The 16,012-nt window shown below is 72.9% G+C and carries 17 protein-coding genes; 11 read left to right on the forward strand and 6 right to left on the reverse strand.

Going from position 1 to position 16,012, the window contains the following annotated elements:
* Window positions 1-213 precede the first annotated feature (213 nt).
* From ACIRST_RS11290 to ACIRST_RS11305, 4 genes are all read left to right on the forward strand, one after another.
* Complete coding sequence (locus ACIRST_RS11290) at window positions 214-1,095, forward strand: class I SAM-dependent methyltransferase (protein ID WP_402801793.1); 882 nt, start codon at window positions 214-216, stop codon at window positions 1,093-1,095.
* A gap of 128 nt (window positions 1,096-1,223) precedes the next feature.
* Window positions 1,224-2,237, forward strand: a complete 1,014-nt coding sequence (locus ACIRST_RS11295) for an aldo/keto reductase (protein ID WP_350519024.1) — start codon at window positions 1,224-1,226, stop codon at window positions 2,235-2,237.
* 133 nt (window positions 2,238-2,370) lie between these two features.
* Window positions 2,371-2,958, forward strand: a complete 588-nt coding sequence (locus ACIRST_RS11300) for a TetR family transcriptional regulator (protein ID WP_350519025.1) — start codon at window positions 2,371-2,373, stop codon at window positions 2,956-2,958.
* Between the two features lie 109 nt (window positions 2,959-3,067).
* On the forward strand, window positions 3,068-4,039 hold the full coding sequence (locus tag ACIRST_RS11305; RefSeq protein ID WP_402801797.1) for an ADP-ribosylglycohydrolase family protein: 972 nt from the start codon (window positions 3,068-3,070) through the stop codon (window positions 4,037-4,039).
* A gap of 17 nt (window positions 4,040-4,056) precedes the next feature.
* On the opposite strand, the gene ACIRST_RS11310 is transcribed toward ACIRST_RS11305, so the two are convergent.
* Both ACIRST_RS11310 and ACIRST_RS11315 read right to left on the reverse strand, forming a co-directional pair.
* Entirely contained in the window at window positions 4,057-4,323 is a 267-nt protein-coding gene (locus ACIRST_RS11310) for a GlsB/YeaQ/YmgE family stress response membrane protein (protein WP_396553521.1), read from the reverse strand.
* A gap of 189 nt (window positions 4,324-4,512) precedes the next feature.
* A complete protein-coding gene (locus ACIRST_RS11315) occupies window positions 4,513-4,779 on the reverse strand; it encodes a GlsB/YeaQ/YmgE family stress response membrane protein (RefSeq protein WP_350519028.1) in 267 nt (88 codons plus the stop codon).
* A 183-nt stretch (window positions 4,780-4,962) separates the two neighbouring features.
* On the opposite strand from ACIRST_RS11315, the gene ACIRST_RS11320 reads away from it, so the two are divergent.
* Entirely contained in the window at window positions 4,963-6,207 is a 1,245-nt protein-coding gene (locus ACIRST_RS11320) for a glycosyltransferase (RefSeq protein ID WP_402801800.1), read from the forward strand.
* A 121-nt stretch (window positions 6,208-6,328) separates the two neighbouring features.
* On the opposite strand, the gene ACIRST_RS11325 is transcribed toward ACIRST_RS11320, so the two are convergent.
* The 4 genes from ACIRST_RS11325 to ACIRST_RS11340 form a co-directional block, all read right to left on the reverse strand.
* Window positions 6,329-7,927, reverse strand: coding sequence for an NCS1 family nucleobase:cation symporter-1 (locus ACIRST_RS11325; RefSeq protein WP_402801802.1), 1,599 nt, complete (start codon window positions 7,925-7,927; stop codon window positions 6,329-6,331).
* A 39-nt stretch (window positions 7,928-7,966) separates the two neighbouring features.
* Window positions 7,967-8,980 carry a TIGR03842 family LLM class F420-dependent oxidoreductase gene (locus tag ACIRST_RS11330; protein WP_350519031.1) on the reverse strand — a complete coding sequence of 338 codons (1,014 nt, stop codon included), beginning with the start codon at window positions 8,978-8,980 and terminating at the stop codon, window positions 7,967-7,969.
* Window positions 8,981-9,122: 142 nt separating this feature from the next.
* A complete protein-coding gene (gene hydA / locus ACIRST_RS11335; RefSeq protein ID WP_350519032.1) occupies window positions 9,123-10,553 on the reverse strand; it encodes a dihydropyrimidinase in 1,431 nt (476 codons plus the stop codon).
* 11 nt (window positions 10,554-10,564) lie between these two features.
* A complete protein-coding gene (locus ACIRST_RS11340; RefSeq protein WP_350519033.1) occupies window positions 10,565-11,407 on the reverse strand; it encodes a nitrilase-related carbon-nitrogen hydrolase in 843 nt (280 codons plus the stop codon).
* Between the two features lie 444 nt (window positions 11,408-11,851).
* Between ACIRST_RS11340 and ACIRST_RS11345 the strand changes: the two genes are divergently transcribed.
* The 6 genes from ACIRST_RS11345 (at window position 11,852) to ACIRST_RS11370 (ending at window position 16,001) form a co-directional block, all read left to right on the forward strand.
* Complete coding sequence (locus ACIRST_RS11345) at window positions 11,852-11,929, forward strand: putative leader peptide (protein ID WP_101948289.1); 78 nt, start codon at window positions 11,852-11,854, stop codon at window positions 11,927-11,929.
* Window positions 11,930-12,123: 194 nt separating this feature from the next.
* Window positions 12,124-12,651 (forward strand): cysteine dioxygenase, encoded by a 528-nt coding sequence (locus ACIRST_RS11350; RefSeq protein WP_402801805.1) that lies wholly within the window; start codon window positions 12,124-12,126, stop codon window positions 12,649-12,651.
* Window positions 12,645-13,031 carry a rhodanese-like domain-containing protein gene (locus tag ACIRST_RS11355; RefSeq protein ID WP_350519035.1) on the forward strand — a complete coding sequence of 129 codons (387 nt, stop codon included), beginning with the start codon at window positions 12,645-12,647 and terminating at the stop codon, window positions 13,029-13,031. Before ACIRST_RS11350 ends, ACIRST_RS11355 begins: the two co-directional genes overlap by 7 nt.
* A 327-nt stretch (window positions 13,032-13,358) precedes the next feature.
* The gene (locus ACIRST_RS11360; RefSeq protein ID WP_402801809.1) at window positions 13,359-14,669 is read left to right on the forward strand and encodes an ABC transporter ATP-binding protein; all 1,311 of its coding nucleotides are present in this window, start codon (window positions 13,359-13,361) and stop codon (window positions 14,667-14,669) included.
* Window positions 14,659-15,327: an ABC transporter permease gene (locus ACIRST_RS11365; RefSeq protein ID WP_350519037.1), complete on the forward strand. Its 669-nt coding sequence runs from the start codon at window positions 14,659-14,661 to the stop codon at window positions 15,325-15,327. The genes ACIRST_RS11360 and ACIRST_RS11365 overlap by 11 nt, the downstream gene beginning before the upstream one ends.
* Window positions 15,324-16,001, forward strand: coding sequence for an ABC transporter permease (locus ACIRST_RS11370; protein WP_350519038.1), 678 nt, complete (start codon window positions 15,324-15,326; stop codon window positions 15,999-16,001). The genes ACIRST_RS11365 and ACIRST_RS11370 overlap by 4 nt, the downstream gene beginning before the upstream one ends.
* The last annotated feature ends 11 nt before the right edge of the window (window positions 16,002-16,012 follow it).

Raw genomic sequence — 16,012 nt, forward strand, 5'->3', positions numbered from 1 at the left:
CCGTCCGCCGCTCGGACCTGAGCACGGTCGCGGGTGTGCGCCACGGCCTCTGACGTGACCACCGGCTCGGGCGTGAACCCGGGCTCGATGCTAGGCGCGCCCGGCTCCTGGTTACCTCTGTCTTCCGGCCAACCGCACCCTCGACTTTCGTCGGGGGTGCGCGTCGCCGACCGGCCGATCCGCCGCACTCCTGCCCTTCCTACCGTCGAAGACATGACGAACGACCAGCTCCGGCTTCACCCCGACTCGTCGCCCTCAAACCACGGTTGGCCCTCCGGCGGGGACGGCCTGCTGTTCCTCTCCGAGGCCCTGCGCACGTTCCACGACACCGGCGCGCTGGCCCCGAGCGGCCCGGAACTGGTGAACGCGCTGGTGGTGCCGGTCACCAGCCGCCCGAACCACCCGATCTCGGTGCTCGAAGTCGGCGCCGGCACGGGCGTGGTGACCCGCCGTCTGGTCCGAGCGCTGCGCCCGGGCGACCGGTTGCACGTCGTCGAGGCGAACCCGCGGTTCGCCGGCCGGCTTCGGGACGACCCGGTGCTGGCCGCCCGCCACCCGGGGATCGGGCTGCGGCTCTCGGCCTGCCGGGTCGAGGAGCTGGCGCACCGCCGCTCCTCGGCGTCGGCATCGGCATCGGCATCGACGGGGAGGGGAACGGAGGTGGGGGCGGGCCCGGCGGATCCGGAGGAGCGGTACGACGCGATCGTGTCCGGGCTGCCGTTCACCAACTTCCGCCCCGCGCAGGTCCGCGAGATCCTCGACCTCTACCTGCGCCTGCTGACGCCCGGCGGTGAGCTGACGTACTTCGGGTACCTCGGCACCACGACGGCGCGCACCCTCGCCTCGGGCCCCCGCCGGGGCGCCCGCCACCGGGCGGTGGTGCGGCTGCTGCGGCAGTTCGAGGCGGCGTACGGGCTGGGCGAGCGCACGGTGTGGCGCAATCTGCCGCCCGCCCGTGCCCACCTCCTCCGCTCCCCGGACCAACGGGCGGGGCGGCTCCAGCCGCTCGATGATGGACCGGGCACAGGGCCGGAGCCGGGCCCGGCTCCGGCCAGGCCGTACGGGAACCGATCCGGGGTGTGTGACAAGCCCTAACAGATGACAATCGACAGATTTCAACTTTCAGATAACAGACGACAGCGAACAGATTTTGAAATCTGTTCGCTGTCGTGCCATAGTGACACCCGGGCCACCCTGCCCCCACCACCCCTCCGGGAGTACGCATGTCCTCCACCACCCGCCCCGTACAGCGCCGCCTCGGCACCACCGGGCCCGTCACCTCGACCCTCGGCCTCGGCTGCATGGGCATGTCCGACCTGTACGGCCCGGCCGACGAGGCCGAGAGCATCGCCACCATCCACGCCGCCCTCGACGCCGGGATCACCCTCCTCGACACCGGCGACTTCTACGGCATGGGCCACAACGAGCTGCTGATCCACGAGGCCCTGCGCGGCCGCGACCGCGAGAGCGTGCAGATCAGCGTGAAGTTCGGTGCCCAGCGCGGCCCCGACGGCCAGTGGCTCGGCTACGACGCCAGCCCCGCCGCCACCAAGACCGCGCTGACCTACACCCTGCGCCGCCTGCGCACCGACCACGTCGACGTCTACCGCCCGGCCCGCCTCGACCCGAAGGTCCCGATCGAGGAGACCGTCGGCGCCATCGCCGACCTGGTGAAGGGCGGCTACGTCCGGCACATCGGCCTCTCCGAGGTCGGCGCCGACACCCTGCGCCGCGCCGCCGCCGTCCACCCGATCAGCGACCTGCAGATCGAGTACTCCCTGCTCAGCCGCTCGATCGAGGCCGCCGTTCTCCCCGCCGCCCGCGAGCTGGGCATCGGCATCACCGCGTACGGCGTGCTCTCCCGCGGTCTGCTCAGCGGCCACTGGAACCAGGGCCGCGACCTCGCGGGCACCGACTTCCGCAGCCACAGCCCGCGCTTCCAGGGCGAGAACCTGGCCCACAACCTGGCGCTGGTCGAGGCGCTGCGCACGATCGCCGCCGCGAAGGACGCGAGCGTGGCCCAGGTCGCCATCGCCTGGGTGGCATCGCGCGGGCAGGACGTCGTCCCGCTGGTCGGTGCCCGCCGCCGGGAGCGCCTGACCGAGGCCCTCGGCTCCCTCGACCTCACCCTGACCGAGGCCGACCTCGCCGCCGTCGAGGCGGCCGTCCCCGCCGGCTCCGCCGCAGGTGACCGGTACGCTGCCGCCCAGATGGCCCACCTGGACAGCGAGCGCTGACCGGCCCGGGCCGGAACAGCAACAGCCGCAGCCGCAGCCGCAGCCGCAGCCGCAGCCGCAGCCGCGAACGACCGCACCGCCGGACCACAGCACCGCCGCACCAACCGGACGACCCTAAGGACGGACCTCCCCCGTGACCACGGACACCACACTCACCGCCGAGCAGATCCTCATCGCGGCGGAGGACGTCCTCCGGCGGTTCGGCCCGGCCAAGGCCACCGTCGTGGACGTCGCCCGGATCCTCGGCGTCAGCCACAGCAGCGTCTACCGCCACTTCCCGAGCAAGGCCGCGCTGCGCGAGGCGGTCACCCAGCGCTGGCTCGACCAGGCGCACCACCGACTCGCGGCCATCTCCACCGAGGGCGGCTCCGCCGCCGAGCGCCTGCACCGCTGGCTGACGACGCTGTTCGCGGCCAAGCGGAAGAAGGCGCTCGACGACCCGGAGCTGTTCGCCACGTACATGGTGCTGGTCGAGGAGAACAGCGGCACCGTCGACGCGCACATCGACACCCTGGTCAAGCAGATCGCGCAGATCGTCCAGGACGGCATCGACGGCAAGGAGTTCAAGCTGGCCCACATCCTGAACACCGCCCGCGCCGTCTTCGACGCCACCGCCCCGTTCCACGACCCGGCCTACGCGGCCACCTGGTCGGCGCCGGAGGCCGACGACCGCTTCGAGGCCGTCTGGAAGCTCGTCCTCGGCGGCCTCAGGGCCAAGTGACGCACCACCCCGAACGATCGAGGCGCCGACGCCCGGAGGGATATCCGGTCGCCGGCGCCTCGGCCGTCCGGCAGACTGCCCGCACCATCGATCTCACTCGGAGGATGACATGCGTGCGGCCGGCCCGGTCCTGGACAGCCTGCAGGGGCTCGCCCTCGGCGATGCCTTCGGCGACCGCTGGTTCTCGGTCCCGGTGGACGAGGCGCCCGTCGCCCTCGCCGCGCGGCTGACCCGCCCCGCCCCCTGGCACTGGACCGACGACACCGCGATGGCTCTCGTGCTGGTCCGCCACCTGGCCGCCCACGGCGAGGTCCGACAGGACGCGCTGGCCGGGGAGTTCGCCGCCGAGTACACCCGCGAGTACGGCCGCAAGTACGGCCCGTCGATGCACCGGGTGCTGCGCGGGATCGGGGCGGGCGGGGACTGGCGGGCCATCACCGCGGGCCAGTTCGAGGGCCAGGGATCGTACGGGAACGGTGCCGCGATGCGGGTCGCCCCGCTGGGCGCCTGGTTCGCCGACGACCTGGACGCGGTGGCCCGGCAGGCCGAACTGCAGGCGCTCACCACGCACTTCCACCCGGAGGCGGTCGTCGGCTCGGTGGCGGTCGCCCTCGCGGCCGCGCTCGCCGTGCGGAGCCGGGGCGGGACCCCGCCCGGCCGGGCCGAGTTGCTGACCGAGGTCGCCGGACGGCTGCCGGACAGCGACGTCCGCTCCGGCCTGCGGATCGCCTCCCGGCTGCCCGAGCACACCAGCGTCCGGCACGCCGCCGGCGTGCTCGGCTCCGGGGCCCTGATCTCCGCCCCGGACACCGTCCCGTTCGCCCTGTGGTCCGCCGCCGGGCACCCGGACTCGCTGCCCGAGGCCGTCTGGCACACCCTGGAGGGCTGGGGTGACCAGGACACCACCTGCGCGATCGCCGCCGGTGTGGTCGCCGCCCGTACCGGGCTCGCCGACGTCCCGGCCGCCTGGCTGGACGCCCGCGAGGCGCTGCCGGCCTGGGTCACGGGCACCGCGGACGGGCCGGACGCGCCAGACGGACCGGACACCGCGGACGGGCCGGACGCGTCAGGCGACCAGTAGGGCCGCCGGCCGAGCGGTCAGCGCCGCACGATGCGCAGCAGCACCCCGTAGAGGAACAGCAGCACCACCGCGCCGCCGATCGCCGACACCCAGGTCGTCAGGTCGAGGAAGCTCACCTTCACCGACCCGTGCATCCAGTGCAAGACGATCCAGGTGCCGACGTAGGAGCCGGCGATGCCGATCAGGGTGGTCCCGATCAGACCGCGCTCGCCCTTCCCCGGCATCGCCATCCTGGCCAAGGTCCCCGACACCAGGCCCAGCACGATCCACGCCATCCAGCTCATCAGTCGCCCCTCGCGTCATCGGCGTGACGGCCCCGTCGAGACACCGGGTCCGGTCCGAAGGACGCCGGAGGGGGCTGCTTGGTTTCCGGTACCCGCGACGACCGACCCGAACCGGCCACCGGACGACCCCGCGCCGGAACGCCGCCCCGCCCGCCCCGCGGGCGGACGACGGGGGTTTGAAGACAGGCCCTAGCGGCGCGAGTTGCCGAACAGCAGCCGGTAGCCGATCAGCAGCACCAGGGCTCCGCCGATCGCCGACGCCCAGGTCGCACCGTCGAAGAAGTGCGCGTTGATCGACCGGTGCATGAAGTGCGAGGCGATCCAGCCGCCGACGAAGGATCCGGCGATGCCGATCAGGGTGGTCACGATCAGGCCGCCCGGGTCCTTCCCCGGCAGCAGCAGCTTGGCCAGCGCACCTGCCACCAGGCCCAGCACGATCCACGCGACGATGCTCATCCGTCTTCCTTCCCGTCCCGGCGCGACGGCCCCGTTCCGTCCGCTCTGCCCCGAAGGACGCCGCCTCCCGCCGCGCGGTTCCGTCGGTGCGGGGCGCCGCACCCGGGACCGGCCACGGCCCTTCCCCGTCCCGCCCTGCGTGGTGTCCTTCCTGAGGGCCGCCCGCGCCGGAATACTGCGGCCATGCGCATCCTGATCGCCACCGCCGGGTCCCGCGGCGACGTGGCCCCCTTCACCGGGCTCGGGGTCCGTCTGCGGGCGGCCGGCCACCAGGTGGCCGTCGCCACTCACACCGCCTTCGCCGATTCCGTGCGAGCGGCCGGGCTGGAGTTCCGGGCGTTGCCGGTCGACCCGCGCGCCGAACTCGCCTCCGAACAGGGGCGGCGACTGCTGAAGGCCGGCAGCGGACCGGGGGCCGTCCTCCAACTCCTGCGACTTGGCCGGAAGTTCATGCCCGCACTCGGTGACGGCATCGCCGAGGCCGTCGCGCTCGGCACCGACCTCTTGCTGACCACCAGCACCACCAGCGCGCTCGGCCAGGTCGCCGCCGAGGCCGCCGACGTCCCCACCATCGGACTGTTCCTCCAACCCATCGCCCCCACAAGGGAGTTCGCGCCCGCCGTCACGGGCGCCCGGTCGCTCTCCCGACCCGGCAACCTGCTCGCCGGGCACGCCGTCCAGGCCGCGACCGACCAGCTGTTCGTCCCGGCCGTACGCGGGCTGCGCCGTCGGCTCGGCCTGCCGCCGCTCGGCATCGCCCGGCCCCGACGCAACCACCCCGTCCTGCACGGCTTCTCGCCGACGGTCGTCCCCCGCCCGCCCGACTGGCACCCCCGGCTGGACGTGGCGGGCTACTGGTGGCCGGCCGCACAGCCCGACTGGCAACCCCCGGCCAGGCTCCTCGACTTCCTCGCCGCCGGTCCGCCGCCGGTCTTCGTCGGCTTCGGCAGCCTGGTCGTCCCGGATCCCGAACGACTCACCGCCACCGTCCTCGCGGCGGCTCGCAGCGCCCGGGTGCGACTCCTCCTGCAGACGGGCTGGAGCGGCCTGGCCGCCGAGGACTCGGACACCGTGCTGACCATCGGCGACACCCCGCACGACTGGCTGTTCCCCCGCACCGCCGCGGTGGTCCACCACGCCGGCGCCGGCACCACGGCTGCCGCCCTCCGTTCCGGGACGCCCACCGTGCCCGTCCCCGCCCAGCTGGACGCCCCCTTCTGGTCCGCCCGGCTCGCCGCCCTCGGGGTCTCCCCCGGCCCCGTACCCCTCCGGTCCCTCACCCCCGACCGGCTCGCCGCTGCCCTCCGCCGCACCCTGGACACCCCGCACCACCGCGCCCGCGCCCGCGCCGTCGCCGCCGCCCTCGCCGCCGAGGACGGCGCCGCAAAGGTCCTCGCCGCCGTCGAGCGGGCGGCAGCAGGCTCGTGACGAGCGGCAGGCGGCGCGCGACAGATGACAACGAACAACGATCAGCAAACAGCGAACAGCTGACAGCTGACAGATTTCGAAATCTGTCAGCTGTTCGCCGCCACCCGTCCGCCCGCCGCCCTCAGGCCTCAGCCCCGGGCTCGGGCCCGGACCCGGGCTCGGACCCGGCCTCAACCCCGGCCCCGGCCCCGGTCCGCCGACCGAGGTTGAGGAGCACATAGAGGCTCGCCGCAGCCGCGAGGCCCACGGCCCAGCCGTAGTCGGCGAGCGGCTTGAGGAGGGGGACGAGGCCGTTCGCCGGGAACGGGCCCTGCGCGACACCGTGGGCGTCCACCGTGGAGTAGGAGCCCCCGACGGCCAGCAGGCCGCCCACCAGCAGGGCCACCACGGCCCGCCAGTTCCACCCCGCCGCGTACCAGTACGCCCCGCCCGGCCGGTACAGCTCGGCGAGCCGGAGGCGGGTGCCGCGCAGCAGCCAGTAGTCCGCGATCAGGACGCCGGCGACGGTGCCCAGCAGCCCACCGACCACACCCAGCCAGGTGTAGATGTAGACGTGCGGGTCGGCGATCAGCCGCCACGGGAAGATCGCGATCCCGACCACGCCCGTGATCAGCGCCCCGGTGCGGAAGTTCACGAACCGCGGCAGCAGGTTGGTGAGGTCGTAGGCCGGCGAGACGACGTTGGCGGCGATGTTCACCGACAGCGTCGCGACCAGGACTGTCAGCAGCGCGAACAGGATGCCCGCCGGGTTCTCCATCTTCGCGGCGAGCTGGATCGGGTCCCACACCGGTTCGCCGTACACGGCCTGGGAGCCCGAGGTGACCAGCACGGACAGGAGCGCGAAGAGGGTCATCGTGGTCGGCAGGCCGAGCGCCTGCCCGCGGATCTGCGCCCGCTGGCTGCCGCCGAAGCGGGTGAAGTCCGGGATGTTGAGCGCCAGGGTGGACCAGAACCCGATCATGCCCATCAGCGCCGGGAAGAAGACCCTCCAGAACTCTCGGCCCCACCCCAGCGCGGACGGCTGGTCGAGCAGCGGTCCGAACCCGCCCGCCTTGACGGTGATCCACCCGAGCAGTGCGAGCGCGCCGACGATGACGAACGGCGCCGCCCAGTTCTCGAAGCGCCGCAGTGCCTCCATCCCCCGGGCGATGATGAGCATCTCGATCACCCAGAACACCAGGAAGGACAGCCACTGCGTCCACGGGTACCCGCCCAACTCCCCTGCGGTCCGCCATGATTCACCGAGCAGCTTGCCCGCGAGCAGAAAGATGCCCTCCCCGCCGATCCAGGTCTGGATGCCGAACCAGGCGCAGGCGACGGCCGCCCGGAGGAGCGCGGGCAGGTTGGCGCCGCGCAGCCCGAACGAGGCCCGGGCGAACACCGGGAACGGGATGCCGTACTTGGTGCCGGCATGCCCGGTGAGCAGCATCGGAATTAGCACAATCAGGTTGGCGAGTGCGATGGTCAGCACCGCCTGCTTCCAGTCCATGCCGATCGCGACCAGGCCCGAGGCCAGGGTCCACGAAGGGATGTTGTGGGCCATGCCGACCCAGAGCGCGAGGAAGTTGTACGTGGACCAGGTGCGCCGCGCCACCGGGACCGGCCGCAGGTCGTCGCTGGTGAAGCCGTTGTCGGGCAACTCCCCTGCAGCCGGGTCGAGTTCGACTCGTCCGTCGGGGTGCTGCCACTGCCGTCCGTCGCCGGTCGCGGTGTGGGCCATGGGCAACTCCCGTCTGCCGCACCTGGATTCACAGGCAGGTCACAAGTGGGGGATGACGTCCGTCCCGTAGGCGTCGATGGTGCTCTCGATCGCGTCGTGCATGGCGTAGACGGCGAACTGGTCGACGCCGAGCGAGCGGAGTTCCGCCAGGCGCTCGCGCTGCACCTCGGCCGGGCCGATCAGGCAGAAGCGGTCCACGATCTCGTCCGGGACGAAGGCCGTGTCCGGATTACCGGCCCGGCCGTGGTGGCTGTAGTCGTAGCCCTGGCGGCCCTTGATGTAGTCGGTGAGCGCCTCCGGCACCAGATCGGAGTGCTCGCCGTAGTGGTTGACCAGGTCGGCGACGTGATTGCCGACCATCCCGCCGAACCAGCGGCACTGCTCCCGCGCGTGGGCGAGGGCGGCGGGCGAGTCGTCGGCGGTGACGTAGGCGGGGGCGGCGACGCAGATGGTGACCGAATCCGGGTCCCGGCCCGCCTCGACGGCGGACGCCCGCACCGCCTTGATCATGAACTCGGTCAGGTATGGGTCGGCCAACTGCAGGATGAAACCGTCGGCCTGACGGCCGGTCAGCGCGAGTGCCTTGGGCCCGTAGGCGCCCATCCAGATCGGCAGCGAGGCGCCCTCGCCGACCCACGGCAGGTGCATCTCGGTGCCGTCCACCTCGACGGTCCGCCCCTCCGCCAACTCCTTGATGGCGTGCATGGCTTCGGAGAGCCGGGCGAGCGTGGCCGGGTGCCGTCCGGCGACCCGCATGGCGGAGTCACCCCGGCCGATCCCGCAGACCGTACGGTTGCCGAACATGTCGTTGAGCGTGCCGAACAGGGAGGCGGTGACCTCCCAGGTGCGGGTCGAGGGATTGGTGACCATCGGGCCGACGGTCAGGCGCTCGGTCTCGGCGAGAATGCGGCTGTAGATGACGAACGGCTCCTGCCACAGCACGCAGGAGTCGAAGGTCCAGCCGTGGCTGAACCCGGCCCGTTCGGCGCGGATCATCCGGTCGATGAGCAGGCGGGCGGGCGGGTCGGTCTGCAGGACGAGGCCGATGTCCATGACTGGCTCCAATGACAAGGGTGGGACCGCCGCCCGACCGCCGGTCGGGCCCGGGCGGCGGCTGGTCGACAAGAAGACGTGCGGATACGGAAGGGAGCGGACGTACGAAGGGAGCGGACGTCCGCACGGCGCGGGCCGTGGATCAGAGCAGGTACTGGCAGGTGTCGCGGCGCAGGAAGGTCCCGTGACCGGCCCGGCCGAGCCAGGTGTCCCCGTCCAGCACGACGGTGCCCCGCGAGAGCACCGTCCGCGCCCGGCCGGTGAGTTGGCGGCCCTCGTACGCGGAGTAGTCCACGTTCATGTGATGGGTCGCGGCGGAGACGGTCTGCACCGCCGTGGGGTCGTAGACGACGAGGTCGGCGTCGGCGCCCGGCGCGATGGTGCCCTTGCGCGGGTGCAGCCCGAACATCCGGGCCGGCGTGGTGCAGGCGATCTCGACCCAGCGGCGCCGGCTGATGTGCCCGTCCACGACGGCCTGGTGGAGCAGGTCCATCCGGTTCTCCACGCCCGGAAGGCCGTTGGGGATCTTCGAGAAGTCGCCGCGCCCGAGCTCCTTCTGTCCGACGAAGCAGAACGGGCAGTGGTCGGTGGAGACCACCTGGAGGTCGTTGGTGCGCAGCCCGCGCCAGAGCGCTTCCTGGTGCTCGCGCGGTCGCAGCGGTGTGCTGCACACGTACTTGGCGCCCTCGAAGCCGTCCGCGCCCTCCTCGGCGAGGTTGTCGGTGGAGAGGAAGAGGTACTGCGGGCAGGTCTCGCCGAAGACGTTGAGCCCCTCGTCGCGGGCCCGGGCGAGCTCGGCGAGGGCGGCGGCGGCGGAGACGTGCACCACGTAGAGCGGACTGCCGGCGACCTGGGAGAGCTTGATCGCCCGGTGGGTGGCCTCGGCCTCCAGCAGTTCGCGGCGCACCTCGCCGTGGTAGCGCGGGGCGGTGTGTCCGGCGGCGAGCGCCTGTTCGACCAGGACGTCGATGGCGATGCCGTTCTCGGCGTGCATCATGATCAGCCCGCCGTTGGCGGCGCCGCGCTGCATGGCGCGCAGGATGCGGCCGTCGTCGCTGTAGAAGACGCCGGGGTAGGCCATGAAGAGCTTGAAGGAGGTGGACTCGCCGGAGTCGACGAGGGCGTCCATCTCCTTGAGCACGCCGTCGTTGACGTCGGAGACGATGGTGTGGAAGGCGTAGTCGACGGCGCAGTTGCCGTCGGCCTTGGCGTGCCAGCTGTCCAGGCCCTCGCGCAGCGAGCCGCCGACCGGTTGGACGGCGAAGTCGACGATGGTGGTGGTGCCACCCCAGGCCGCGGCCCGGGTGCCGGTCTCGAAGGTGTCGGAGGCCGCGGTGCCGCCGAACGGCAGCTCCATGTGGGTGTGGGCGTCGACACCGCCCGGGATGACGTAGTGGCCGGTGGCGTCGATGACGGTGTCGGCGGTCCAGGCCTCGGCGGCGGAGCTGCCGGTGGCGGCGAGGGCGGCGACGCGCTCGCCCTCGATCAGGACGTCGGCGTGGAGTTCCTCGGTGGCCGTGATGACGAGGCCGCCGCGGACGACGGTGCGCTGCTGCGGGTCGCGGGTGGTCATCGCGCTGCTCCTCAGGCCTCGGCGAGCGGTCCGTAGGCGTCGGGGCGGCGGTCGCGGTAGAACGCCCACTGCTGTCGGACCTGTTCGATCAGGCCGAGGTCGAGGTCGCGAACGACGAGTTCCTCCTCCTTGTCGGAGGCGACGTCGCCGACGAACTGGCCGCGCGGGTCGACGAAGTAGGAGGTGCCGTAGAAGTCGTTGTCGCCGTACTCCTCGGTGCCGACCCGGTTGATGGCGGCGACGAAGTACTCGTTGGCGACGGCGGCGGCGGGCTGTTCGAGCTGCCAGAGGTAGGCGGACAGCCCGCGGCTCGTGGCGGAGGGGTTGTAGACGATCTGCGCGCCGGCCAGGCCCAGCGCGCGCCAGCCCTCCGGGAAGTGGCGGTCGTAGCAGATGTAGACGCCGACCTTGCCGACGGCGGTGTCGAACACCGGCCAGCCGAGGTTGCCGGGCTTGAAGTAGTACTTCTCCCAGAAGCCCTTGACCTGCGGGATGTGGTGCTTGCGGTACTTGCCGAGGTAGCTGCCGTCGGCGTCGATCACGGCGGCGGTGTTGAAGTAGACGCCGGTCTGCTCCTCCTCGTAGACCGGGACGACGATCACCAGCCCGAGTTCGCGGGCGAGGTCCTGCATCCGGCGTACGGTCGGCCCGTCCGGGACGGCCTCGGCCCACCGGTAGTGCTCGGGTTCCTGGACCTGACAGAAGTACGGGGAGTTGAAGACCTCCTGGAAGCCGATGATCTGCGCTCCCTGGGCGGCGGCCTCGCGGGCGTACCGCTCGTGGAGGGCGATCATGCTCTCCTGGTCACCGGTCCAACGCGTCTGGACGAGGGCGGCACGGACGATCTGCGACATGGGAAACCTCCGCAACTCCGCGGCCCGGCCGTACGGTCGGGCCCGCGGTGAGATGGTTGACGGGGCGGGTCTCACCTGCGGGTCCGCTCGGGGATCCGCAGGGGGTCTACGTGCGTAGAAAGCGATCTGTTGACGGTAGGCCGGGCCTTGGTGGCCTGACAATACGTCGGCGGAAACGCGTCTGGGGCGATCTCGTTGTGCGGACACGCGGGCGGCCGTGGGTGGGATGAAAAGCTCATCTACCCCGTCCGTAGCCTCCTTACTCATTCGAGCCGCCGCGTTCCCGTTCGACCATCGTGGCTGCCGTCGGCGAGCGGGCGGCCGAAGACCGGCGGAAGACCGACGGAGAGACCGCGGAAGAGCGGCGGACAGCGCACGGCGGAAGATCGACGGACGGTCGGCGCGGCTTGACTTCGTCCGGTTCGCTCGGCAAGGATCCCGGGCATGGACTCCGGCACCACTCTGGTCTGCCGCCTGCACGTCGATCTGCGACGCCAGGCGAGTTCCATCTGTGCCTGTTGACCTCGCACTCCCCCGCCGGTCCCGCCCTGTGACGTCTGCCAGGGCCCGCGCCGCGCACCCGCAGTCCTGACCTTCCCGCCCGCACCCCGGCGCACCCCGTGCGTACCGGGCCGCTCCGTCGGCCCGCGCCCGCCGACCCGCGCCGCCCCCCGGGCACACCCCGCCGACGTTCCCGCGCACCCGAGGACGCCTTGATGAGCCTGCACACCGGCCCGGCCCCCGTCTCCGAGCCCCCGACGACCGCGCCCCCCGCGGTGGACGCCCGCGCCCCGCTCAGCCCCGGCACCCTGCGGACCATCGTCCGCGAGCTGGCCGAGCAGCCCGACCGGTGGATCCACCACGTCCGCCTCGCCACCGAGGAGCGCTGGTACCGGCGCCTGGTGGCCGAGGACGACCACGAGGTGTGGCTGATCAGCTGGCTCCCCGGCCAGTCCACCGGCTTCCACGACCACGGCGGCTCCCGCGGCGCTTTCACCGTCGCCCTCGGCGAGTTGGAGGAGCTGTCCCTCGGCGGTCCGGACCAGGGCCTGCTGATCCGCCGGGTGCCGGCCGGCACCGCCCGCGCCTTCGGCCCCGAGTACGTGCACGACGTGCGCAACACCGCGTCCGGCCCGGCCGTCACCCTGCACGCCTACTCGCCCCCGCTGGGCTCGATGGCGCACTACGACCTGCGGGCCGGAGGGCTCGTGCGCACCTCGGAGGAAGGACCGGAGCAATGGTGACCACGATCGACGACCTGGTGGAGCGGGCCCGCGAGGGCGTCCACCGTCCACGTGCCCGGGAGGCGTACCAGGCGCAGCTGGACGGCGCGCTGCTGGTGGACATCCGCCCGGCGGCCCAGCGGGCGGCCGAGGGGGAGATCCCGGGCTCGCTGATCATCGAGCGCAACGTGCTGGAGTGGCGGCTCGACCCGACGGGCAGTCACCGGATCCCCGAGGCCGCGGGCTACGACATCGAGGTGATCGTGGTCTGCTCGGAGGGCTACGCCTCCAGCCTGGCCGCCGCCTCGCTCCGTGAACTGGGCCTGCACCGGGCGACCGACCTGGACGGCGGGTTCGTCGGCTGGGCGGCGGCCGGTCTGCCGACCCGTCCGGGCGGCTGACCCGGGACCACCGCGGCTGCCGGGACTCCCCGGGCCCCGGGACCCCGACTGCGGACGGGAGCCCGGGACCCAGCCACGGTGTCGGCCGCACGGCACGCGCCCGACGGTAAATCAGAGACAGGAGATGATGCAGGTCATAGTCTGATCGGAGTTTCCGCCGGTCCGATCCTGGGCAGCCACGCGGGCGGAGGATTGCCCGGGGCGGTTGGTACGACAAGCGCCACCGGCACCGATCCGCACCGCTGTTTGTCGACAAACCGCCAACAACCGAAAGACCGACCGACACAGGCGCCGCCTCCTCCGGGCGCCCTGACGAGGAAACACCCCGTGATCAGATTCGAGGGCGCCGGAAAGCGCCACCCCGACGGCACAGTCGCCGTCGAGGGCCTGGACCTTGAGGTCCCGACCGGTCGGATAACCGTCCTGGTCGGACCGTCCGGCTGCGGCAAGACCACCCTGCTGCGCATGGTCAACCGGATGGTCGAGCCCACCTCGGGCCGCGTACTGCTGGACGGCACCGACGTCGCCGAGCTGGAGCCCGCCAAACTGCGGCGCGGCATCGGCTACGTGATCCAGCAGGCCGGGCTGTTCCCGCACCGCAAGGTGATCGACAACATCGCCACCGTCCCCTACCTGCTCGGCTGGGACCGCAAGAAGGCCCGCGCGCGGGCCGCCGAACTGCTCGAACTGGTCGGGCTCGCACCCGAGACCGCCAAGCGGTACCCGTTCCAGCTGTCCGGCGGGCAGCAGCAGCGGGTCGGCGTGGCGCGCGCCCTGGCCGCCGACCCGCCGGTGCTGCTGATGGACGAACCGTTCAGCGCCGTCGACCCGGTCGTGCGCGCCGGGCTCCAGGAGGAGCTGCTGCGGCTGCAGTCCGAGCTGCACAAGACGGTGCTGTTCGTCACCCATGACATCGAGGAGGCCGTCCGGCTCGGCGACCAGGTGGTGGTGCTGCGCGAGCGCGGCCGGATCGCCCAGCTGGCCGACCCGCACACCCTGCTCACCACCCCCGCTGACGACGGCGTGGCCGCCTTCCTCGGCCGTGACCGCGGCCTGCGCGGCCTCGGCCTGCGCCCCGCCCACACCGTCGTGCTGCGCCCCCTGGGCAACGGGCTCAAGGGCGGCGCAGGGGTCGGCGTCACGAACGGCGCAGGGGTCGGCGTCACGAATGGCTCCGGGGGCGGACTCAGGTACGGGGGCTGGGAGTTGGCGCTGGACGACGAGCGCCGCCCGATCGGCTGGATCGACCGCGACGCGGTCACCGCCGAGCTGCACCCGGCCGCCGGCTTCCGCCCGGACACCGACACCCTGCGCACCGCGCTGGACGCCGCCGTCCTCTCCCCCGCCGGGGTCGCGGTCGCGCTGGACGCCGAGGGCCGCGCCACCGGCACCGCGAGCCGCGAGGCCGTCCTCGCCGCGCTCCGGCCGGGCGCCGACGGCGCCGTCCGCACCGACGGGCCCTTCGCCGCACCGCCCTCGAACAGCAGCAACGGGGACGGCGGCGGGAAGGACGGCATCACCGGGAACGGCGGCCACGAGCACGGCACCACCGAGAACGGCGGCCACGAGGACGACGCCACCGGGAACGGCACCACCGGGAACGGCGACGGCCAGGACGGGGCCTCCGGTGGACGATGAACCGATCGTCCGCTGGTACTGGATCGGCGACCACCTCGGCTACCTCGGCCACCTGCTCGCCGACCACGCCGTGATCGCCCTCGTCCCCGTGCTCATCGGCCTGCTGCTGGCCGTCCCGCTCGGCCTGGCCTGCACCCGCTTCCCCCGGCTCTACCAGCCGCTGTCCGCCGTGTTCAACATCGTCTACGCACTGCCCTCGCTGGCCGTGTTCGTGGTGCTGATCCCGTACACCGGGCTCGCCACCCAGGCGACGGTGATGATCCCGCTCACCTTCTACGCCCTCGCCGTCCTGCTGCCGACCACCGTGGACGGGCTGCGCGCCGTCCCGGACGCCGTCCGGCAGGCCGCCACCGCGATGGGGTACGGGCCGTGGCACCGGCTGACCTCGGTCGAACTGCCCGCCGCCGTCCCGTACCTGATCGCCGGACTGCGGGTCGCGGCGGTGTCCAGCATCTCGCTGGCGAGCGTCGGGGCGCTGGTCGGCCGCGGCGGGCTCGGCTACCTGTTCATCGACGGCTTCCAGCGCACCTTCCCGACCCCGATCGTGGCCGGCATCGCGCTGATCGCCGTCCTCGCGCTGGCCGTCGACCTGGTGCTGGTGGGGGCCCGGCGGGTGCTCGCACCCTGGGCCGTCCGGGAGAAGGGGGCGGGCTCGTGAACTGGCTCGACTGGCTGGGCGACTTCTTCACCTCCCCGGACCACCGCAGCGGCCCGGACGCGATCGTGCACCGGGTCTACGAACACCTGCTGCTCTCCGGCGAGGCCGTGCTGTTCGCGGCGCTGCTCGCCGTCCCGCTCGGGCTGCTGATCGGTTACACCGGGCGCGGTGTCACCGTGGTGACCGCGCTGGCCGGGGCCGCCCGCGCCCTGCCCACCCTCGGGCTGGTGACGCTGGCGGTGCTGCTCGCCGGGGTCGGCGACACCGCGGTCCTGATCCCGCTGGTCGCGCTCGCCGCGCCGCCGCTGCTGGTGGCCGCCGTCGAGGGGGTGCGCGGCACCGACCCGGACGTCCGGGACGCCGCGCGCGGCATCGGCCTGACCCACCCCCAGGTGCTGACGCAGGTCTGCCTGCCCTCGGCGGCGCCGACCCTGCTGGCGGGCTTCCGCACCGCGACCGTCCAGGTGATCGCGACCGCCACGGTCGCTGCCTACGTCGGTCTGGGCGGGCTCGGCCGCTACGTCATCGACGGGCTGGCGACCCGCAAGTACGCCGTGACCGTGGGCGGGGCGCTGCTGGTGGTGCTGCTCGCGGTCGGCGCCCAGTTGTTCTTCGCCCTGCTCGCCCGGTTCGCGCTCCCGCCCGGGGTGCGCGCCCAGCAGCGGGCCAGCTGAACCACCTCTCC

Origin of the sequence: Kitasatospora sp. NPDC101447 (assembly GCF_044767225.1) — a bacterium.
GTDB lineage: Bacteria > Actinomycetota > Actinomycetes > Streptomycetales > Streptomycetaceae > Kitasatospora.

Excerpts from the sequence above, each read along its gene's own strand:
- ACIRST_RS11290 (WP_402801793.1), top strand. The coding sequence starts at position 214 with ATGACGAACGACCAGCTCCGGCTTCACCCCGACTCGTCGCCCTCAAAC.
- ACIRST_RS11295 (WP_350519024.1), top strand. The coding sequence starts at position 1,224 with ATGTCCTCCACCACCCGCCCCGTACAGCGCCGCCTCGGCACCACCGGG.
- ACIRST_RS11305 (WP_402801797.1), top strand. The coding sequence starts at position 3,068 with ATGCGTGCGGCCGGCCCGGTCCTGGACAGCCTGCAGGGGCTCGCCCTC.
- ACIRST_RS11310 (WP_396553521.1), bottom strand. The coding sequence starts at position 4,323 with ATGAGCTGGATGGCGTGGATCGTGCTGGGCCTGGTGTCGGGGACCTTG.
- ACIRST_RS11315 (WP_350519028.1), bottom strand. The coding sequence starts at position 4,779 with ATGAGCATCGTCGCGTGGATCGTGCTGGGCCTGGTGGCAGGTGCGCTG.
- ACIRST_RS11320 (WP_402801800.1), top strand. The coding sequence starts at position 4,963 with ATGCGCATCCTGATCGCCACCGCCGGGTCCCGCGGCGACGTGGCCCCC.
- ACIRST_RS11325 (WP_402801802.1), bottom strand. The coding sequence starts at position 7,927 with ATGGCCCACACCGCGACCGGCGACGGACGGCAGTGGCAGCACCCCGAC.
- ACIRST_RS11330 (WP_350519031.1), bottom strand. The coding sequence starts at position 8,980 with ATGGACATCGGCCTCGTCCTGCAGACCGACCCGCCCGCCCGCCTGCTC.
- hydA (WP_350519032.1), bottom strand. The coding sequence starts at position 10,553 with ATGACCACCCGCGACCCGCAGCAGCGCACCGTCGTCCGCGGCGGCCTC.
- ACIRST_RS11340 (WP_350519033.1), bottom strand. The coding sequence starts at position 11,407 with ATGTCGCAGATCGTCCGTGCCGCCCTCGTCCAGACGCGTTGGACCGGT.
- ACIRST_RS11345 (WP_101948289.1), top strand. The coding sequence starts at position 11,852 with ATGGACTCCGGCACCACTCTGGTCTGCCGCCTGCACGTCGATCTGCGA.
- ACIRST_RS11350 (WP_402801805.1), top strand. The coding sequence starts at position 12,124 with ATGAGCCTGCACACCGGCCCGGCCCCCGTCTCCGAGCCCCCGACGACC.
- ACIRST_RS11355 (WP_350519035.1), top strand. The coding sequence starts at position 12,645 with ATGGTGACCACGATCGACGACCTGGTGGAGCGGGCCCGCGAGGGCGTC.